This is a genomic window from Pseudonocardia kongjuensis, assembly GCF_039526905.1.
Classification (GTDB): Bacteria; Actinomycetota; Actinomycetes; order Mycobacteriales; family Pseudonocardiaceae; genus Pseudonocardia; species Pseudonocardia kongjuensis.
This window is the reverse complement of record NZ_BAAAJK010000036.1, coordinates 85,301-101,658: the sequence shown is the minus strand read 5'-3', so window position 1 is coordinate 101,658 and position 16,358 is coordinate 85,301. Positions and strand designations below refer to the sequence as shown.

At 74.2% G+C, this 16,358-nt stretch carries 14 protein-coding genes; 1 reads left to right on the top strand and 13 read right to left on the bottom strand.

Translation table 11 applies throughout. The features are described from left to right. Positions 1–411: 411 nt before the first annotated feature. The 9 genes from ccsB to ABD160_RS25975 all read right to left on the bottom strand — a co-directional run bounded on the left by ccsB (position 412) and on the right by ABD160_RS25975 (position 10,578). Positions 412–1,395, bottom strand: a complete 984-nt coding sequence (gene ccsB, locus ABD160_RS26015) for a c-type cytochrome biogenesis protein CcsB (protein ID WP_344027058.1) — start codon at positions 1,393–1,395, stop codon at positions 412–414. Positions 1,396–1,400: 5 nt separating this feature from the next. Beyond that, positions 1,401–3,050 (bottom strand): cytochrome c biogenesis protein ResB, encoded by a 1,650-nt coding sequence (resB, locus tag ABD160_RS26010; protein WP_344027056.1) that lies wholly within the window; start codon positions 3,048–3,050, stop codon positions 1,401–1,403. Between the two features lies 1 nt (position 3,051). Then, a complete protein-coding gene (locus ABD160_RS26005) occupies positions 3,052–3,876 on the bottom strand; it encodes a cytochrome c biogenesis CcdA family protein (protein WP_344027054.1) in 825 nt (274 codons plus the stop codon). 82 nt (positions 3,877–3,958) lie between these two features. Continuing rightward, a complete protein-coding gene (locus ABD160_RS26000; RefSeq protein WP_344027052.1) occupies positions 3,959–4,561 on the bottom strand; it encodes a TlpA family protein disulfide reductase in 603 nt (200 codons plus the stop codon). Further along, positions 4,558–5,214: a histidine phosphatase family protein gene (locus ABD160_RS25995; RefSeq protein WP_344027050.1), complete on the bottom strand. Its 657-nt coding sequence runs from the start codon at positions 5,212–5,214 to the stop codon at positions 4,558–4,560. The genes ABD160_RS26000 and ABD160_RS25995 overlap by 4 nt, the downstream gene beginning before the upstream one ends. 3 nt (positions 5,215–5,217) lie before the next feature. Next, positions 5,218–6,540 (bottom strand): glutamate-1-semialdehyde 2,1-aminomutase, encoded by a 1,323-nt coding sequence (hemL, locus tag ABD160_RS25990; RefSeq protein ID WP_344027048.1) that lies wholly within the window; start codon positions 6,538–6,540, stop codon positions 5,218–5,220. 19 nt (positions 6,541–6,559) lie between these two features. Then, a complete protein-coding gene (locus ABD160_RS25985) occupies positions 6,560–7,318 on the bottom strand; it encodes a hypothetical protein (RefSeq protein ID WP_344027046.1) in 759 nt (252 codons plus the stop codon). Positions 7,319–7,392: 74 nt separating this feature from the next. Next, positions 7,393–8,370, bottom strand: a complete 978-nt coding sequence (hemB, locus tag ABD160_RS25980; RefSeq protein WP_344027044.1) for a porphobilinogen synthase — start codon at positions 8,368–8,370, stop codon at positions 7,393–7,395. A gap of 279 nt (positions 8,371–8,649) precedes the next feature. Further along, entirely contained in the window at positions 8,650–10,578 is a 1,929-nt protein-coding gene (locus tag ABD160_RS25975) for an ABC transporter ATP-binding protein (protein ID WP_344027042.1), read from the bottom strand. A 61-nt stretch (positions 10,579–10,639) separates the two neighbouring features. Here ABD160_RS25975 and ABD160_RS25970 point away from each other — a divergent pair, with 61 nt between their 5' ends. After that, positions 10,640–11,197, top strand: a complete 558-nt coding sequence (locus ABD160_RS25970; RefSeq protein ID WP_344027040.1) for a TetR/AcrR family transcriptional regulator — start codon at positions 10,640–10,642, stop codon at positions 11,195–11,197. A 132-nt stretch (positions 11,198–11,329) separates the two neighbouring features. Here the strand turns inward: ABD160_RS25970 and ABD160_RS25965 are convergent, their stop codons facing one another. From ABD160_RS25965 to ABD160_RS25950, 4 genes are read right to left on the bottom strand one after another with little or no spacing between them, the layout of a single operon-like run. Continuing rightward, positions 11,330–12,871 carry a bifunctional uroporphyrinogen-III C-methyltransferase/uroporphyrinogen-III synthase gene (locus ABD160_RS25965; RefSeq protein WP_344027038.1) on the bottom strand — a complete coding sequence of 514 codons (1,542 nt, stop codon included), beginning with the start codon at positions 12,869–12,871 and terminating at the stop codon, positions 11,330–11,332. Beyond that, positions 12,868–13,842: a hydroxymethylbilane synthase gene (hemC, locus tag ABD160_RS25960; protein WP_344027036.1), complete on the bottom strand. Its 975-nt coding sequence runs from the start codon at positions 13,840–13,842 to the stop codon at positions 12,868–12,870. The genes ABD160_RS25965 and hemC overlap by 4 nt, the downstream gene beginning before the upstream one ends. After that, positions 13,839–15,263 (bottom strand): glutamyl-tRNA reductase, encoded by a 1,425-nt coding sequence (locus tag ABD160_RS25955; protein WP_344027034.1) that lies wholly within the window; start codon positions 15,261–15,263, stop codon positions 13,839–13,841. The genes hemC and ABD160_RS25955 overlap by 4 nt, the downstream gene beginning before the upstream one ends. Further along, entirely contained in the window at positions 15,260–16,033 is a 774-nt protein-coding gene (locus ABD160_RS25950; RefSeq protein WP_425563662.1) for a redox-sensing transcriptional repressor Rex, read from the bottom strand. The genes ABD160_RS25955 and ABD160_RS25950 overlap by 4 nt, the downstream gene beginning before the upstream one ends. Positions 16,034–16,358 lie beyond the last annotated feature (325 nt).

The window sequence follows — 16,358 nt, the reverse complement described above, 5'->3', positions numbered from 1 at the left end:
TCGGACCGCTCGTGCAGCGCCGACAGGTCCAGCCCGTGCGGCGGCGTGGAGGGGTCGATCTCGTCGACCAGGTCGTCGTCGATCTCCGGTAGCTCGCTGCCCCACACCGAACCGGCCGGCGGGGTCTGGGTGCCGACCGCGGCACGGCCCGGGGCGGGTGCGGACGCCGCCCGCTCGGCCGCCGACGGCGGGCGCGGCTGCGACGCGGCCGGCTGCGCAGCACCGCCCTCCGGCTGCGCTGCGTCATCACCGGACGTGCGACGACGCCGTCCGAAGGACCGTCCGGACGACTCCGCCGCGCCCCAGCGCTCCCGCACGTAGCGGCCCACCGACCCGTCGGGCTGCTCGCCGGAACCGTTCTCACTCACGGGAACCGACGGTAGCCGTGCGGAACCCGGTGGTCGAGGCGCCTCACACCCCCGCGTACGAGTGCAGTCCGGCGACCACCATGTTGATGAAGAACAGGTTGAACACGATCGTGGCGAAGCCGGCCGAGTTGATCCAGGCCGCCCGCGACGTCCGCCAGCCGGCCGTGGCGCGGGCGTGCAGGTAGGCGGCGTAGAGCACCCACGCGACGAACGCGACCGTCTCCTTCGGGTCCCAGCCCCAGAACCGGCCCCAGGCCGCCTCGGCCCAGACCGCGCCGGTGATGATCCCGAACGTGTACAGCGGGAAGGCGAGCACCGTCACCCGGTAGGCCAGCCGATCGAGCGCCTCGGCGCCCGGGAGCTTCGCGGCCAGCGCGGCCGGGCGCTCGTTGCGCTTCATCAGGAACAGCAGGCTCGCGACGCCCGGGACCAGCAGCATCCCCGAGGCCAGCGTGATCGTCGTGACGTGGATGATGATCCAGTACGACTGCAGGGCCGGGACGACGGGCGCGGCCTCGGCGTAGAGCACGGTGCCGGTGATGAACATCAGGAGCAGGATCGGCGTCAGCACGAACACCCCGGCCGGACGCAGCGGCGGGTGCTTGCGGACCAGCACCAGCCAGGCGCCGACCGCCATCAGGCACAGCGCCGAGGTGAACTCGTACATGTTGCCCAGCGGCCACCGGTAGGTCGCCAGCCCGCGCAGCACGATCGACCCGGCGTGCAGGACGACGGCGAGGATCATCAGCGAGATCCCGATCCGGCCGTACCGGTCGGCCCGGGTCCGGCCGGTCCGGGAGCCGTCTCCCGACGCGCCCTCGGACCCGTCGGGCCCGTCCGGGGTGTCGGAGATCTCAGCGTCGGCACCGCCGTCGCCGGCCCCGACGGCCGCCCGCCTGCGCGGCGCCCTGGCCACCCGGGTCGCCGCGTACTCCAGCGACGTGAAGATCATCGCGAGCAGCAGTACGACGAGCGTGGCCTGGAACAGCCGGTCGCTCCACATCGAGGTGATCGGATCGACGAGCATCGGTGTCAACCGTCCTTCTTGTCCATCGGGTCGAGCAGTTCCGAGCCGAGCCGGTCGAACTCCTCGCCGTAGCCCGCCCGGTCGGTCCGGGCCAGGCCGCCGAGCTGGATCCGGCTGCCGCCGTCGACCGGGCGGATCCGCACCCACAGGCGCCGCCGCTTGACCGACAGCGACAGGGCCAGCCCCGCCACCATCACGATCGAGAAGACCAGCACCCAGATCTGCCCCGGGTCGTGGCCCACCTGCAGGTTCACCCACGGGGTGACGCCGTCGAACCGGACGACGGTGCCGTCGTCCAGGGTCACGCTGTCACCGACGCCGAGCCGCTCCTCGGCGACCGTCACCAGCTCGCCGTCGTCGATCTTCTGCTGGTCCACCGTGAAGATCGACTGGCCGCGGCCGTCGTCGATGCCGAGATCGCCGCGCATGATGTTCACGTCGGCGGTCGGCGCACGCAGGTCCGGGTGCACGGACGCGAGGTTGCCCTCGGCGTCGACCGCGCCGGTCGGCGCGAACGTGCCGGTCACCGCGAGCTGGGTGGTGCGGCGCAGCTCGGCGTCGGTGATGCCGGGCTGCTCGAACTTCGTCGCGCCCTCGGAGAGCTGGCTGCCGCTCTGGTCGACCGGCCGCCACTGGATCCCGCCGGTGCGGCTCTGCCCGTCCGGCCAGGTCACGGTGAACTCGGGCGCGTAGCCGTAGCCGGTCAGGTAGGCCCGGTCGCCGTCGGTGCGCAGCGGGTAGTTGACGGTGATCTCGCCCGGCCGCCAGTCGGTGACGCCGTCGGCCAGGTCCTCGCCGGTCTGGTAACCGATCTGCGCGCCGAACGTCGAGGGCTGCCCGTTCGGCAGCCAGGTCCCGTCGAACCGGTCGACGCGCACGCAGAACTCGTTGAGGTCGGTGCCGTCGACCCGCAGGCCGGCCCGGAACGTGTCGTAGCCGAGGATCGAGCTGTTGCAGAACTCGGCGCCGTCGGCGCGGACGATCACGTCGCCCTCGTAGCCGTAGAGCTTGCCGCCTGCGAAGCCGAGCAGCAGCCCGATCAGGCTGAGGTGGAAGACCAGGTTGCCGGTCTCGCGCAGGTAGCCGCGCTCGGCGGACACCGCCGTCACCCCGCCGGGCTCGGAGCGCTCGACCCTGCGCCAGCCGCGCAGCAGCCGCCGGGTGCGCTCCAGCACCGCGTCCGGCGACTCGGCGGAGTCGGCCTCGGCGTGGTGCGGGAGCCGGGTCAGGTTGCGCGGGGTCGCGACCGGCGCGGCCCGCATGCTGTGCCAGTACTCCACCGAGCGGGGCAGCACGCAGCCGACGAGCGAGATCATCAGCAGCAGGTAGATCGCCGCGAACCACGGGCTGGCGAACACCTCGAAGCCGCCGAGCGACTCGATGATCGGCGCGGCGGTCGGGTAGTCGGCGTAGAAGTCGTCGACCAGGAACTCGTTCAGCGAGCGCTGCGGGATCAGCGCGCCCGGCATCGCGGCCAGCGCCAGCAGGAACAGCAGCACCAGCGCGGTGCGCATGCTGGTCAGCCCGCGCCAGGTGTTGCGCAGGAACGCGGCCACGCCGCCGAACCGGTCGCGGCGTGCCGGGGGCTCGCTGCCCGGCGGCTGCGGCGGGGCGGTGGGCGGCCGTGCCACCCCGGAGGTCATGTCGGAGGTCATGTCAGATGGGCGGGGTGAACCCGGCGATCGACACCTGGAGCTGGATCAGCCAGCGCGCCCACAGCCCGGAGACCAGGAGCACGCCGACCAGCACGAGCATCGCCCCGCCGGCGATCTGGATCGCGCGGGTGTGCCGGCGCAGGCGGCCGAGCATCCCGACCGCGCGGGACGCGCCCAGCGCGATCAGCACGAACGGGATCCCGAGGCCGGCGCAGTAGGCCAGGATCAGCACGACGCCGCGGAACGAGCCGCCGCCGGTGCCGGCCGCGACGGCGACCACGCCGGCCAGCGTCGGGCCGATGCAGGGGACCCAGCCCAGCCCGAACACCGCACCCAGCAGCGGGGCGCCGGCCAGGCCGGCGCGCGGCGTCCAGTGCGAGCGGTACTCGCGCTGCAGGGCCGGGATCAGGCCGGCGAACGCCAGCCCCATCACGATCATCACGACGCCGCCGATCCGCTGCAGCAACGCCTCGTTCTCGATCAGCACGTCGGACAGCCACACGACGCCGACCATGATCGCGCCGAAGACGACGGTGAACCCGGACACGAACAGCAGCGCCGCACCGGCGACCCGCCAGCGGCCGTCCGGGCGGGTCCGCTGCTCGACGACGGCGGTCCCGCTGCGGCGGGCGGTCTCGCGCTGCCGGGCCTCGGCCTCGGTCACCGGCGGCGGCTGCGCGCCGACCAGGCCGGCCAGGTACGCGAGGTAGCCGGGGACCAGCGGGACGACGCACGGCGAGGCGAAGCTGACCAGCCCGGCGAGCACCGATACCAGGGCCGCCAGCAGCAGCGGCCCCGATATCGCGAGGGCGGTCGTCGGGTCCATCGCATCCCAGGGTAGAAGGGCCCCCGAACAGGCCCGACAGCGGGTTCTACAACGTGTAGTGCAACGGTCCGGTCGCGCTCCGTCAGCCCGCGCCCGGCGGCTCCGCCGCCGGGTCCTCCTCGGCGAGCCGGGCGATCAGCGGCATCAGGTCGGAGCTGCCGACCGGGGTCAGGAAGACCGCGGCGACCCGCTGCTCGCGGTCCAGCACGATCGTCGACGGGACGACGTTGCGCGGGTAGCCGTCGAGCCGGGCCAGGGTCCGCCCGGCCGGGTCGTAGATCGAGTCGTAGCTCAATCCGCGGTCGGTCTTGAAGTCCAGCGCGGCCTGCCGGTCGTCCCGGACGTCGATGCCGAGCACCACGGCGTCGCCCTGCGCCGCGTCCGCGACCGCCTGCAGCTCCGGTGCCTCGGTCCGGCACGGCCCGCACCACGAGCCCCAGATGTTGATCACCCGGACGGTGTCCGGGAAGTCGGAGATGCCGACCTCGGCACCCGGGTTCATCAGGCTCTCGCCGCGCAGGTCGGTGATCGGCCCGCGGCTCTCCGGCGGGTCGTAGACGATCCGGGTCTCGCCGCCGGGGGCGACGAACTGGAACTCGCCGGACCCGGCGACGGCGTCGGTCCCGACGCCGCAGCCCGCGAGCAGGGCCAGCGCGGCGAGCAGCGGGAGCGCCAGCCGCCTCATGCGCCGGTCACCATCGCCCCGCTGGAGCCGGCCGGCTCGGCGTAGCGCAGTCCGGTCATCCGGGCGCCGGTGAACTCGACGCTGGTCAGCGACGCCAGCGCGCACTGGCGGCGCGGGTCGTGCCAGAGCCGCTGCCCGAGCAGGTACCGGCGCAGCGTCCAGATCGGCAGCTGATGGGACACGCAGACGACCTCCCGGCCGGGCGCGAGCAGTCGCGCCGCGTGCAGCGCGCCGAGCATCCGGTGCGCGATGTCGAGATAGGGCTCGCCCCAGGACGGGGTGAACGGGTCGCGCAGCAGCCGCCACGCCTGCGGCCGGCGCAGCGCGCCGTCGCCGACGGCGAACCGCTTGCCCTCGAACAGGTTCCCGGCCTCGATCAGGTTCTCGTCGGTGCCGATCGGCAGGTCGTGCGCCTCGGCGATCGGCCCGGCGGTCTGCTGGGCGCGCTGCAGCGGGGACGCGACGACGGCGGCGACGTCGTTGCTCCCGAGGTACTGCGCGACCGTCTTGGCCTGGGCCTCGCCGTGGTCGGAGAGCCGGTAGCCGGGCCGGCGGCCGTAGAGCACCCGCTCCGGGTTGTGCACCTCGCCGTGCCGGAGCAGGTGCACGACGGTCACCGGGCCGGTCGGCGCGGGGGTGGTCCGGTCGCCCACGGCTCAGACCCCGTCCGGACGGGTGGCCGCGGCCGCCGCCCGCGCCCCGGCGGCGAGCCCGACCTCGATCCGGGCGAACGCGTCGTCGTCCAGCGCGGTACTGACGAACCACGCCTCGAACGCCGACGGCGGCGGGTAGATCCCGTGGTCGAGCAGCGCGTGGAAGAACGCCGGGTAGCGCCAGGTCTCGGCCGACCTCGCGTCGGCGTAGCCGGTGACCGGGGCGTCGGTGAAGAACGGCGAGAGCATGGTGCCCGCGTACTGCACGGTGTGCCCGACGCCCTCCCGGTCCAGTGCGGCGGTGATCAGCGAGCCGAGCCGGTCGGCGTTCGCCTGGAGGGTGGCGTAGGCGGCCTCGTCGGCGTGGCGCAGCGTGGTGAGACCGGCGGCGACCGCGACCGGGTTCCCGGCCAGGGTGCCCGCCTGGTAGACCGGCCCGGCCGGCGCCAGGAACGACATGTGCTCGACCGAGCCGCCGAACGCGGCGGCCGGCAGCCCGCCGGACATCACCTTGCCGAAGGTGTAGAGATCGCCGGCGACGCCGTCGCAGCCGTACCAGCCCTGGCGCGACGCCCGGAAGCCGGTCATCACCTCGTCGATCACCAGCAGCGCGCCGTGCGCGTGGCAGAGGTCGCGCAGCGCGGCGTTGAAGCCCTCGACCGGCGGGACGACGCCCATGTTCCCGGGCGCCCCCTCGGTGATCACGCAGGCGATGTCGGCGCCGCGCTCGGCGAACACCGCGCGCACCGCGTCCAGGTCGTTGTAGGGCACGACCACGGTGTCCGCGGCCTGCGCGCCGGTGACGCCCGGGCTGGTCGGCAGGCCGAGCGTCGCGACGCCGGAGCCGGCCTCGGCGAGCAGCGCGTCGACGTGGCCGTGGTAGCAGCCGGCGAACTTCACGATCACCGGGCGCCCGGTGATGCCGCGGGCCAGCCGGATCGCGCTCATCGTCGCCTCGGTGCCGGAGTTGACCAGCCGGACCTGCTCGACCGGGGTGCGGTCGACGATCTCGGCGGCCAGGTCGATCTCACCGGGGGTCGGGGTGCCGAACGACAGTCCGTTCGACGCCGCCGCCCGCACCGCCTCGACGACGGCCGGATGCGCGTGCCCGAGGATCATCGGGCCCCACGAGGAGACGAGATCGACGTAGTTCGCGCCGTCGGCGTCGGTCAGCTCGTAGCCCTGCGCCGAGACCATGAACCGCGGCGTGCCGCCGACCGAGTTGAACGCCCTGACCGGGGAGTTCACCCCGCCCGGGATCAGTTCGGCCGCCCGCTCGAAGAGGCGGGCGGACTCCTTCGGGTCGGGGTTCTGCGCGCTGCTCACCCGGCCAGTCTCCCAGCCGTCACCCGGCGCGCCGTGCGGCCCCGACCTTGCGCGACGCATACCACTCGCGGGCGGCCTGCCCGTAGAGCAACACCACCCCGGTCGAGGAGATCGCCAGGATCACCACCGCGAACACCGGGATCGTCGGTGCCATCAGCAGCAACAGCGGCAGCCCGTAGACCGCGGTCAGCACCGCCAGCGCCAGCCGCGCACCCGCCCGGCCGAGGAACGCGACCACCGCGAGCGCCGCGTAGACCAGCGCCAGCACCAGGAAGACCCCGCCCATCACCCGGACCAGCTGGGTCAGCTGGTCCAGCGTCACCCCGGTCTGCGCCATCACGCTGTCGAGCTCGGCGCGCGGGATCCCGGCCTGGTCGAGCGTGGCCTGGTCGATCTGGGCGAACATCGCGGCGCCGCCCATCAGCACGAACGGCAGCGCCGCGGCGATCAGCAGGATCAGCGCGGTGACCACCTGCCGGGGCCGGGCGAGCGGCGTCGTCCCGCCCGGGGCCAGGCCGGCCGGTGGCTGGCCCCAGCCCTGCGGTGCACCGCCGGTGTTCCACTGCGGGCCGGGCGGCTGCTGATACTGCTGCTGCTGGTACTGCTGCTGGTACTGCTCCTGCGGCGGCTGTTGCTGCTGTTGCTGTTGCGGCGGCGCCGGGGCGGCCGGCGTCCAGCCGTTCGGGTACGGGTTCTGCGGATACTGCGGGTAGTACCCGGTCGACGGTCCGGGCCGGTAGTACTGAGGTGCGCCCTGCTCGCCGGGGTTGTTGCTCACACCCGCCACGGTAGCCGGACGGGTGTCCGGTTTGCCACGTTCGGCGGTACCGCGGGCAGGTGGTGTCGCTCCGGCTACCGGTCCAGCCAGCCCGCGACCTCGGTCGCCCAGTAGGTGAGGATCACGTCGGCGCCGGCCCGGCGGATCGACGTGACCGTCTCCAGGATGGTGCGCTCCCGCTCCAGCCAGCCCTGCTGCACGGCGGCCTCGATCATCGCGTACTCGCCGGAGATCTGGTACGCGGCGACCGGCACGTCCGCCACGTCGGCCACCCGGGCCAGCACGTCCAGATAGGCCAGCGCGGGCTTGACCATCACCATGTCGGCGCCCTCGTCGAGGTCCAGCGCCAGCTCGCGCAGCGCCTCCCGGGCGTTGCCGCCGTCCTGCTGGTAGGTCTTGCGGTCACCGCGCAGCTGCGAGTTCACCGCCTCCCGGAACGGCCCGTAGAACGCCGAGGCGTACTTCGCGGTGTAGGCGAGGATCCCGGTGTCGGTGAACCCGGCCTCGTCCAGCGCCGCCCGGATGACGCCGACCTGCCCGTCCATCATCCCGCTCGGGCCGACCAGGTGGGCGCCCGCGCGGGCCTGCTCGACGCCCATCCGCGCGTACACGTCCAGGGTGGCGTCGTTGTCGACCCGGCCGTGCGCGTCCAGCACGCCGCAGTGCCCGTGGTCGGTGAACTCGTCCAGGCACAGGTCCGACATCACGACGAGATCGTCGCCGACCTCGTCGCGGACGTCGCGCAGCGCGACGTTCAGGATCCCCTCCGGATCGACGGCACCGGAGCCGGTCGCGTCGTGCACCTCCGGGACACCGAACAGCATCACGCCGCCGACGCCGGCCGACGCCGCCTGCGCCACCGCCTTGCGGAGGCTCTCCCGGGTGTGCTGGACGACGCCCGGCATCGACGAGATCGGCACCGGGTCCGCGGCGCCCTCGCGCACGAACATCGGCAGCACCAGCTGGCGGGGCCGCACCTCGGTCTCGGAGACCAGCCGCCGCATCGCGGGGGTGGTCCGCAGGCGGCGGGGACGCTGCACCGGGAAAGCCATTGCCCCAGGGTAGAGCGCCGCCGGACCGCCGGGGCCGCGCCCCTTCCCGCGCCACCCCCGCACCCCGTCGTGTCCCGCGACACCCCGCTGCGCGCCGTCGCACCCCGTCGCGCCGTGCGGCGGCCGATCCGCGGCACTCCCTGCGCCGCGCGACCCCGCCCCGCACCCCGTCACTCACCGAGATGCAGATGAGCGGGAATTGTCGATCTTCCGAGCCCTCTCAGATGCATCTCGGTGAGTGACGGGGTGCGGCGCGGGGCGGGGCGGGGGCGGGGCCGCTCACCCCACCGGTGCGACGTCGGTGCGGATCCGCAGCGCCTCGACCAGGTCCCGGTAGAGAGCACTGGACCCGAGCAGCTCGGCGTGCGTCCCCCGGGCGACGACCCGGGACGAGTCCATCACGACGATCTCGTAGGCGTCGAGCACCGTGGACAGCCGGTGCGCCACGGTCACCACCGCACCACGGCGGGCCTGCGCCCGCAGCACCGTCTGGATCGCCGCCTCGGTGATCCCGTCGACCTGCGCGGTCGCCTCGTCGAGCAGCAGCACCGGCGGTTCGGCGAGCAGAGCCCTGGCCAGTGCGATGCGCTGCCGCTGGCCGCCGGAGACCGAGCTGTCCGACAGCGGCGTGTCCAGGCCGAGCTCCAGGTCCGCGACGACGCCGTCGAGGTGGATGCTGCGCAGCACCTCGGCGATGCGCTCGTCGGAGACGTCCGGTGCGGCCAGGGTCAGGTTGTCCCGGATGGTGCCGGGGACCACCGGGGTCTCCTGCTCGACGTAGGCGAAGCGGCTGCGCACCTGGTGCACGTCGAGCTCGGTGTAGGGCACCCCGCCGAGCAGCAGCTCGCCGCGCTCGGGATCGACGAAGCGCAGCAGCAGCGACAGCAGGGTCGTCTTGCCCGCACCGGACGGGCCGACCACCGCCACGTGTCCGCGTTCCGGGACGACCAGGTCCAGCCCGCGCACCGCGGGCTCCGCCGCGCCGGGATAGCGGGCGTCGACACCGCGCAGCTCGACCGCACCAGCGGGGGCCGGACCGGCGGGCACCGGACCGGGACGGCCGGGCACCGAACCGGACCCGGCCGGAGCCGAACCGGCCGCACCAGGACCGGCCGGAGCCGAACCGGCCGAACCAGGGCCGGCCGGAGCCGAAACGGGGCCGGCGGGAGCCGGAACGGGGCCGGCGGGGGCCGGACCGGGACGGCCGGGCTCCGGAGCAGGACGGGCGCCGGCCGCGACCGGCTCGGACTCGAGCTCCCGGACCTCCCGGATCCGCCCGGCCGCCGCGATCCCGGACTGCAGCGTGCTGAGGTTCTGGCTGAGCTCCATGATCGGCCCCATCAGCCCGAAGGCGTAGAGCAGGAACGCGACCAGTGTCGACACGGTCATCTCGCCGCCCGCGACCCGCCACGCCCCGACGCCGAGGATCAGCACGATCGCGGCCTGCAGCCCGGACCAGGCGACGGTCCAGACCAGCGCCTCCCGGCGCACCGCGCGCACGCCGAACCGGCGCGCGTCCGCGGCGTGGGTGAGCAGCCGGTCCCGCGCGGCGTCCTCGACGCCGGCGGCCTTGACCGTCCGGACCGCGCGCAGTGTCCCGTCCAGCGAGCCGCCGAGATCGCCGAGCGCACCCTGGGCCCGTTGCTGCGCGGTCGCGATCGCGGGCAGCAGCACCGAGAACAGGACGACCACCAGCGCCGTCGCGCCGAACGTCACCAGCGCCAGCATCGGGTCCAGCACGGTCATCAGCACCAGCGACCCGACCAGCATCACCGCACCGTTGAGCAGGCCGACCAGGCTGGACGACGCCGCCTCGCGCAGCAGCACGGTGTCCGAGGTGACCCGGGTGACCATCTCCCCCGCCGGACGGGCCAGCAGCGGCAGCACCTTGGCCCGCAGGTAGCGGACGATCATGTTCTCCCGGGCGTCGTAGACGATCCGCTCGGCGAGCGTCCCGAGCACGACCCACTGCCACCAGGTGACGCCGGCGCCGACCACGAGCAGCGCGAGCAGCAGCAGCACCGGCCCGGACAGCGATCCGCCCTCGGCGACGGTGTCGAGCACCCACTTGGTCACCAGCGGGCTCGCCAGCTCCATCGCCGAACCGGCGAGTGCGAGGACGAGGCCGAACACCAGTGTCGGCAGGTGCGGGCGGGCGTGGTCCCACAGGATCCCGATCCGGGACGGCGACCCGGTCACGACGGTCATGCCCTCAAGTAAGACAGAACTGTCCGATTTTCGCACATGGATTATTTGTTAGGGTCGCGACGTGACGGTCGAGGACCAGGAGAGCCCCACCAGGGAGCGGACCCGGCGGGCGATCCTCCGCGCCGCCATCGGGGCCCTCTCCTGCAATCCCGGCGCCGCACTCGGCGAGATCGCCGAGACCGCCGGCGTCGCCCGCAGCACGCTGCACCGCTACTACCCGGACCGGGCCGCGCTCTCCGCAGGCGTCGAGGCGTTCGTCACCGCCGAGTACTCCGACGCGATCCGCCGCGCCCGGCCCGACGACGGCACCGGGCTCGCCGCCTACACCCGGCTCTGCGCCGAGCTGATCGACGGCCGCGAGATCTTCGCCTGGTGGCTGCGCGGCGAGACCGAGGAGGAGACGGCCGCCGAGACCGACGACGACCGGCTGGTCGCCGGGATCGTCAACCGCGGCCACGCCGACGGCAGCATCGACCGCGAGCTCGACGCCGACTGGCTCGTCGGCCACATCTGGTGCGGGCTGTTCGCCGCGTTCCACCTGCCCGAACCGGCCGGGCGCAGCCCGCGCGAGACCCGCGAGATGTGCCTGCGGACCCTGGTGAAGACGGCCGCCGCCTGACGCCGACGGCCCCGCCACCCACCCGCAGGCGGGAGACGGGGCCGTGGAGTCACGCGCTCAGCGGCTGTATCGATCGCGCCGCTCAGCGGCTGTGCCGACCGCGCCGCTCAGCGGCTGTGCCGATCGCGCCGCTCAGCGGCGGCGCGCCTTGACCTTCTTCGGCGGCGGCAGGTTCCCCTCCGCGCGCAGCTTCGCGGTGTGGCTCGCCAGCGCGTCGACCAGGGTCGGCACCCGGGCCTCCTCCGGCTGCACGTCCACCCGCAGGCCGAACTCGCGGGCCGTCTCCGCGGTGGCCGGGCCGATGCAGGCGACCAGCGTCCTGGCGTGCGGCTTGCCGGCGATGCCGACCAGGTTCCGCACCGTCGACGACGAGGTGAAGCAGACGGCGTCGAACCCGCCGGTCTTGATCGCCTCCCGGATCGGCGCGGGCGGCGGGGCCGCACGGACGGTCCGGTAGGCCGTCACGTCGTCGACCTCCCAGCCGCGCTCCTGCAGCCCGGCGGACAGCGTCTCGGTGGCGATGTCGGCGCGCGGCAGCAGCACCCGGTCGACCGGGTCGAGCACGTCGTCGTGCGGCGGGAAGATCTCCAGCAGCCCCTCGGAGGTGGACGACTGGGCCTCGTCGATGTCCGGCACCAGCTCCGGCTCGATGCCGAACTCGCGGACCTTCTCCGCGGTGGAGCGGCCCACGCAGGCGATCTTGACACCGGAGAACGCGCGGGCGTCCAGGCCGAACTCGGCGAACTTCTCCCACACCGCCTTCACCGCGTTGGTGGAGGTGAACACGACCCACTGGTAGCGGCCGTCGACCAGGCCCTTGACCGAGCGCTCCATCTGCGCGGGCGACCGGGGCGGCTCGACGGCGATCGTCGGCACCTCCTCCGGGATCGCGCCGTGCATCCGCAGCCGCTCGCTCATCACGCCGGCCTGGTCCTTGGTCCGCGGCACCAGCACCCGCCAGCCGTACAGCGCGCGCGACTCCCACCAGGACAGCTCGCCGCGGCGACCGGCGGCATCGCCGACGGTCAGCACCAGCGCGCCCTCCAGGTCGCTGCCGTCGACGGCCAGCTTGCCGACCGACGACGAGATCGTCTTCTGGGTGGAGGTGGTGCCGCCGGAGGTGATCGCGACCGCGGTGTCGCCCGGGACGCCCTGCGCGGACAGCCCGGCGGCGACGTCGGCCAGCAGCGCGCCGGTGGCGTGCAGCACCACCGGGCCCGGGCTGGCGGCCAGCGCGGCCCAGTCGACGCCCGCCCGCACGTCGGCCTCGACGTGCGCCGAGCCCAGCGCGACCCCGGCGTAGGCCGGCACCGCGGTGGAGGCAGGCACGCCCGGCACGACGTCGAACGCCGTCCCGGAGGCCGACACGGCGAGCGCCTCGGCGACGACCGCGTCGTTGGTGAGCGGATCGCCGGAGACCAGGCGGGCCACCGAGCGGCCCTGACCGGCCTCGGCCAGCAGGTCGCTCGCGATGTCGGCGGGCTGGCCGACCGCCGGGCGTACCTCGGCGCCGTCGGCGGCCAGCGCGAGGATGCCCTCCGGCACGTCCGGATCGGTGATCACCAGCGGCGAGCCGGCGAGCACGTCCCTGGCGCGCACGGTGAGCAGTGCCGGGTCTCCCGGTCCGCTGCCCACGAAGGCGATCCGCCCCGAGGTGTTGGCCTGTCCTGTCATTCCGTACTCCCGATCCAGCGGTTGGCGGGGCCCTCGAGGCCCGCGGGGGGCAGGTCCTCGGCTCCCAGGTCGAGAAGCTCGTGCGCGACCGCGGCCCCGAGCTTCTCGGCGTCGTCCATCTCTCCGGTGGCGGAGGCGCGCACCACAGCGCCCTCCGCGATGTCCCCCAGGCCCAGCACGCCGCGCAGCGACAGCCGGTCCACCGCGCGCCCGTCGTCGTCCAGGTCGGAGACGACGTCGGCGAGCGCACCGACCGGCACGTGGCAGCCGGCCTCCAGGGTGGCCAGGACGGCGCGCTCGGCGGCGACGGCGACCCGCACGCCCGGGTCGTCGAGCACGGCCTGCAGCGTCGCCACCAGCTCGGTGTCGCCCTCCCGGCACTCGACCGCGAGCGCGCCCTGGGCGGGGGCGGGCAGCATCTGCAGCGGGTCGATCAGCTCGTCCGCCTCGCCGATGCGGCCCAGCCGGCGCAGCCCGGCGGCGGCCACGACCACCGCGTCCAGCTCGCCGGAACGGACCTTCCCGATCCGGGTGTCGACGTTGCCCCGGATCGGCAGCACCTCCAGGCCCTGCCCCAGCGCGTACAGCTGCACGCCCCGGCGCGGGGAGCCGGTGCCGATCCGGGCGCCGCGGCCCAGCTCGCCGAGCACCCGCCCGTTGGTGACCAGCGCGTCCCGCACGTCCTCACGCTGCGGGACGGCGGCGATCCGCAGACCCGCCGGCTGCGCGGTGGGAAGGTCCTTGAACGAGTGCACGGCGACGTCGATCTCGCCGGCGGTCAGCGCGTCCCGCAGCGCCGACACGAACACCCCGACCCCGAGCTGGGTCACCGGCGCCATCGAGCGGTCACCGCTGGTGGAGATGGTGACCAGCTCGCAGGGCTGACCGGCCGCGATCAGCCGGTCGGCGATCGTGGTGGACTGCGCGACCGCCAGCTTCGACGGGCGCGTCCCGATCTTCAGAACGCTCACGAGATCTGCTCCGGGGGACGGGACCCGATCGACGGCGTGCGGTCGAGCGGGGCGTTCAGCGCGGCCGTCACGTCGGTGCCGTCGACGGTCGCGTCGGTGCCGCGGACCGGCGCCGCGACGGCGGCGGCGGCCTGCGGGTCGAGCTCGAACAGGGTGCGCAGCGCGGCCGCGTAGCTGTCCCCGTCCGGCCCCTCGGCCAGCCGCTTGACCTGCACCGTCGGCGTGTGCAGCAGCTTGTCCACGACCCGCCGGACGGTCCTCGAGAGCTCCTCGCGGACCCGGCCGTCGAGATCGGGCAGCCGGGAGTCCAGGCGCAGCAGCTCGGCGTCGACGACCTCGGAGGCGCGCCGGCGCAGGGCGGTGACGGTCGGGGTCACCTCGGCCGAGCGCTGCCCGGCCAGGTACTGCTGGGCCTCCTCCTCGACCATCCGGTGGGCCAGCGCGATCGAGCCGCCCGCGGCGTCGTCGGCGACGTCGAGCAGCCGCCGCTGCAGGGTGGTCAGGTCGACCATCCGGACGCCGGGCAGCTCGCCCACCGCCGGATCGACGTCGCGCGGGAGGCCCAGGTCGCACACGACCAGCGGGCGCCCCCGGCCGGCGGACAGCGCGTCGGCGACCGGGGCGGTGTGCACCACGTGCCCGATCGCCCCGGTACAGGCCAGCAGCAGGTCCGCGTCGCGCAGCTCGGCGGCCATCGAGTCCAGCGGGCCGGTGCGCGCGGCGGTGCCCTGCTCGCGGACCTTCTCCGCGAGCCGCTCGCCGCGCTCGACCGAGCGGTTCAGCACGACGATCTCGGACGCCCCGGCGCGCCGCAGGTGCGCCGCGGCCAGCGCGCCCATCGCGCCCGCCCCGACGACGACGGCGCGCGCCCCGTCCAGGCCGGCGCCGCCGAGCTCGCGATCGGCGTCCCGCAGCGCCTCGGAGACGATCGAGGCGCCCGCCTCGTCGATCCCGGTGCCGGCGTGCACCCGCTTCCCGACCCGCAACGCCTGCTGCACCAGCTCGTGCAGCACCTTGCCGACCGAGCCCGACTCGTCCGCGGTGGCGTAGGCGCCGCGCAGCTGGCCGAGGATCTGCGACTCCCCGACCACCATCGAGTCCAGGCCGGCGGCCAGCTGGAACAGGTGCTGGACGGCCGATCCGGCGTAGTGCACGAAGAGATGGTCGGAGAGCTCGCCGATCGGGAACCCGGCATAGGAGCCGAGCACGTCGGTGACGTCGCCGAGGCCGCCGTGGAACGCGTCCACGACCGCACAGACCTCGATCCGGTTGCAGGTCGAGAGGAGAACCGCCTCCTCGACGTGCGTTCGGTCGAGCATCTCCTCGAGCAGTTTGGGCACGTCGCCCGGCGCCACCGCGAGGCGCTCCAGCACCTCGACCGGCGCGCTGCGGTGCGACAGGCCGACCACGAGGACGCTCATCGCGGGGACACCACCGATCCGTTCGTCTCGCCCGTTGCGCCGACGGCCCCGTCCGGGGGATCCGCCGGGACCGTCACGTCGCCGGCGATGTGCCGCCGGGCCACGTGGAACGCGAGGACCTGCAGCTCGACCGACAGGTCGACCTTGCGGACCTCGACGTCGTCCGGCACCTGAAGCAGTACCGGAGCGAAGTTGAGAATGGACTGCACCCCGCCCTCGACGAGCAGGTCGCAGACGTTCTGCGCGGCCGGACCCGGCGTCGCGATCATCCCGATGGTCACGCCGTGCGCGGCGCACACGTCGGGGATCTCGCGGACGTGCCGGACCCGGATGCCGTTGATGTCGATGCCCACCAGGTCGGGCTCGACGTCGAACAGGGCGCTGACCGGGAACCCGCGGCCGGCGAACCCGGCGTACCCGGCGAGCGCGTGCCCGAGGTTGCCCACCCCGACCAGCGCCACCGACTGCCGGTGGTCCATGCCGAGCTCGCCCTGCAGCCGGCCCTGCAGCGACGCGACGTCGTAGCCGACCCCGCGGACGCCGTAGGAGCCCAGGTAGGACAGGTCCTTGCGGAGCTTCGCCGAGTTCACCCCGGACGCCCCGGCCAGCTCCTCCGACGAGACCGTCTCGACGCCCTGCTCGCGCAGCTCGCCGAGCACCCGCAGGTAGACGGCGAGCCGGGACACGGTGGCCTCGGGGACCGGGCGCACCGGCCGCTCACCGTCGGTCTCGGGGACGGACGGGACGCCGGGATCGGGCGGCAGGCTCACGGGCCTTCCTCCTCCGGCGTCGGTCTCGGGCGGGCGGGGCACGGTCGCGTTCCGGCGCTCGTCCGGTGCACGGGGGGTTGTCCGCGGACGGTCGGTCATCGAAACTGATCGTGCTCCGGTCGGGGATGTGCTGGCCGCACCCCTGCGGCCCAGGAGCACGATCGCCACGCCCGGACCACGGCCCCGCCGGCATGACGGCCGGAAGGTGCGCGCTCGGGCGGGCCCGATGGCGCGAGGTCACCGGGCCGGGCGACGGAAATCCACGGTAGCCGCTTGTGAAGGCCCGCACAAAGTTGCGATCTTGGTCCGGATCGTGCTCGATGCG

What these genes read in the sequence shown, in the direction of transcription:
- ccsB (WP_344027058.1), bottom strand. Translation starts at nt 1,395, where the DNA reads ATGCTCGTCGATCCGATCACCTCGATGTGGAGCGACCGGCTGTTCCAG.
- resB (WP_344027056.1), bottom strand. Translation starts at nt 3,050, where the DNA reads ATGACCTCCGACATGACCTCCGGGGTGGCACGGCCGCCCACCGCCCCG.
- ABD160_RS26005 (WP_344027054.1), bottom strand. Translation starts at nt 3,876, where the DNA reads ATGGACCCGACGACCGCCCTCGCGATATCGGGGCCGCTGCTGCTGGCG.
- ABD160_RS26000 (WP_344027052.1), bottom strand. Translation starts at nt 4,561, where the DNA reads ATGAGGCGGCTGGCGCTCCCGCTGCTCGCCGCGCTGGCCCTGCTCGCG.
- hemB (WP_344027044.1), bottom strand. Translation starts at nt 8,370, where the DNA reads ATGGCTTTCCCGGTGCAGCGTCCCCGCCGCCTGCGGACCACCCCCGCG.
- ABD160_RS25975 (WP_344027042.1), bottom strand. Translation starts at nt 10,578, where the DNA reads ATGACCGTCGTGACCGGGTCGCCGTCCCGGATCGGGATCCTGTGGGAC.
- ABD160_RS25965 (WP_344027038.1), bottom strand. Translation starts at nt 12,871, where the DNA reads ATGACAGGACAGGCCAACACCTCGGGGCGGATCGCCTTCGTGGGCAGC.
- ABD160_RS25955 (WP_344027034.1), bottom strand. Translation starts at nt 15,263, where the DNA reads ATGAGCGTCCTCGTGGTCGGCCTGTCGCACCGCAGCGCGCCGGTCGAG.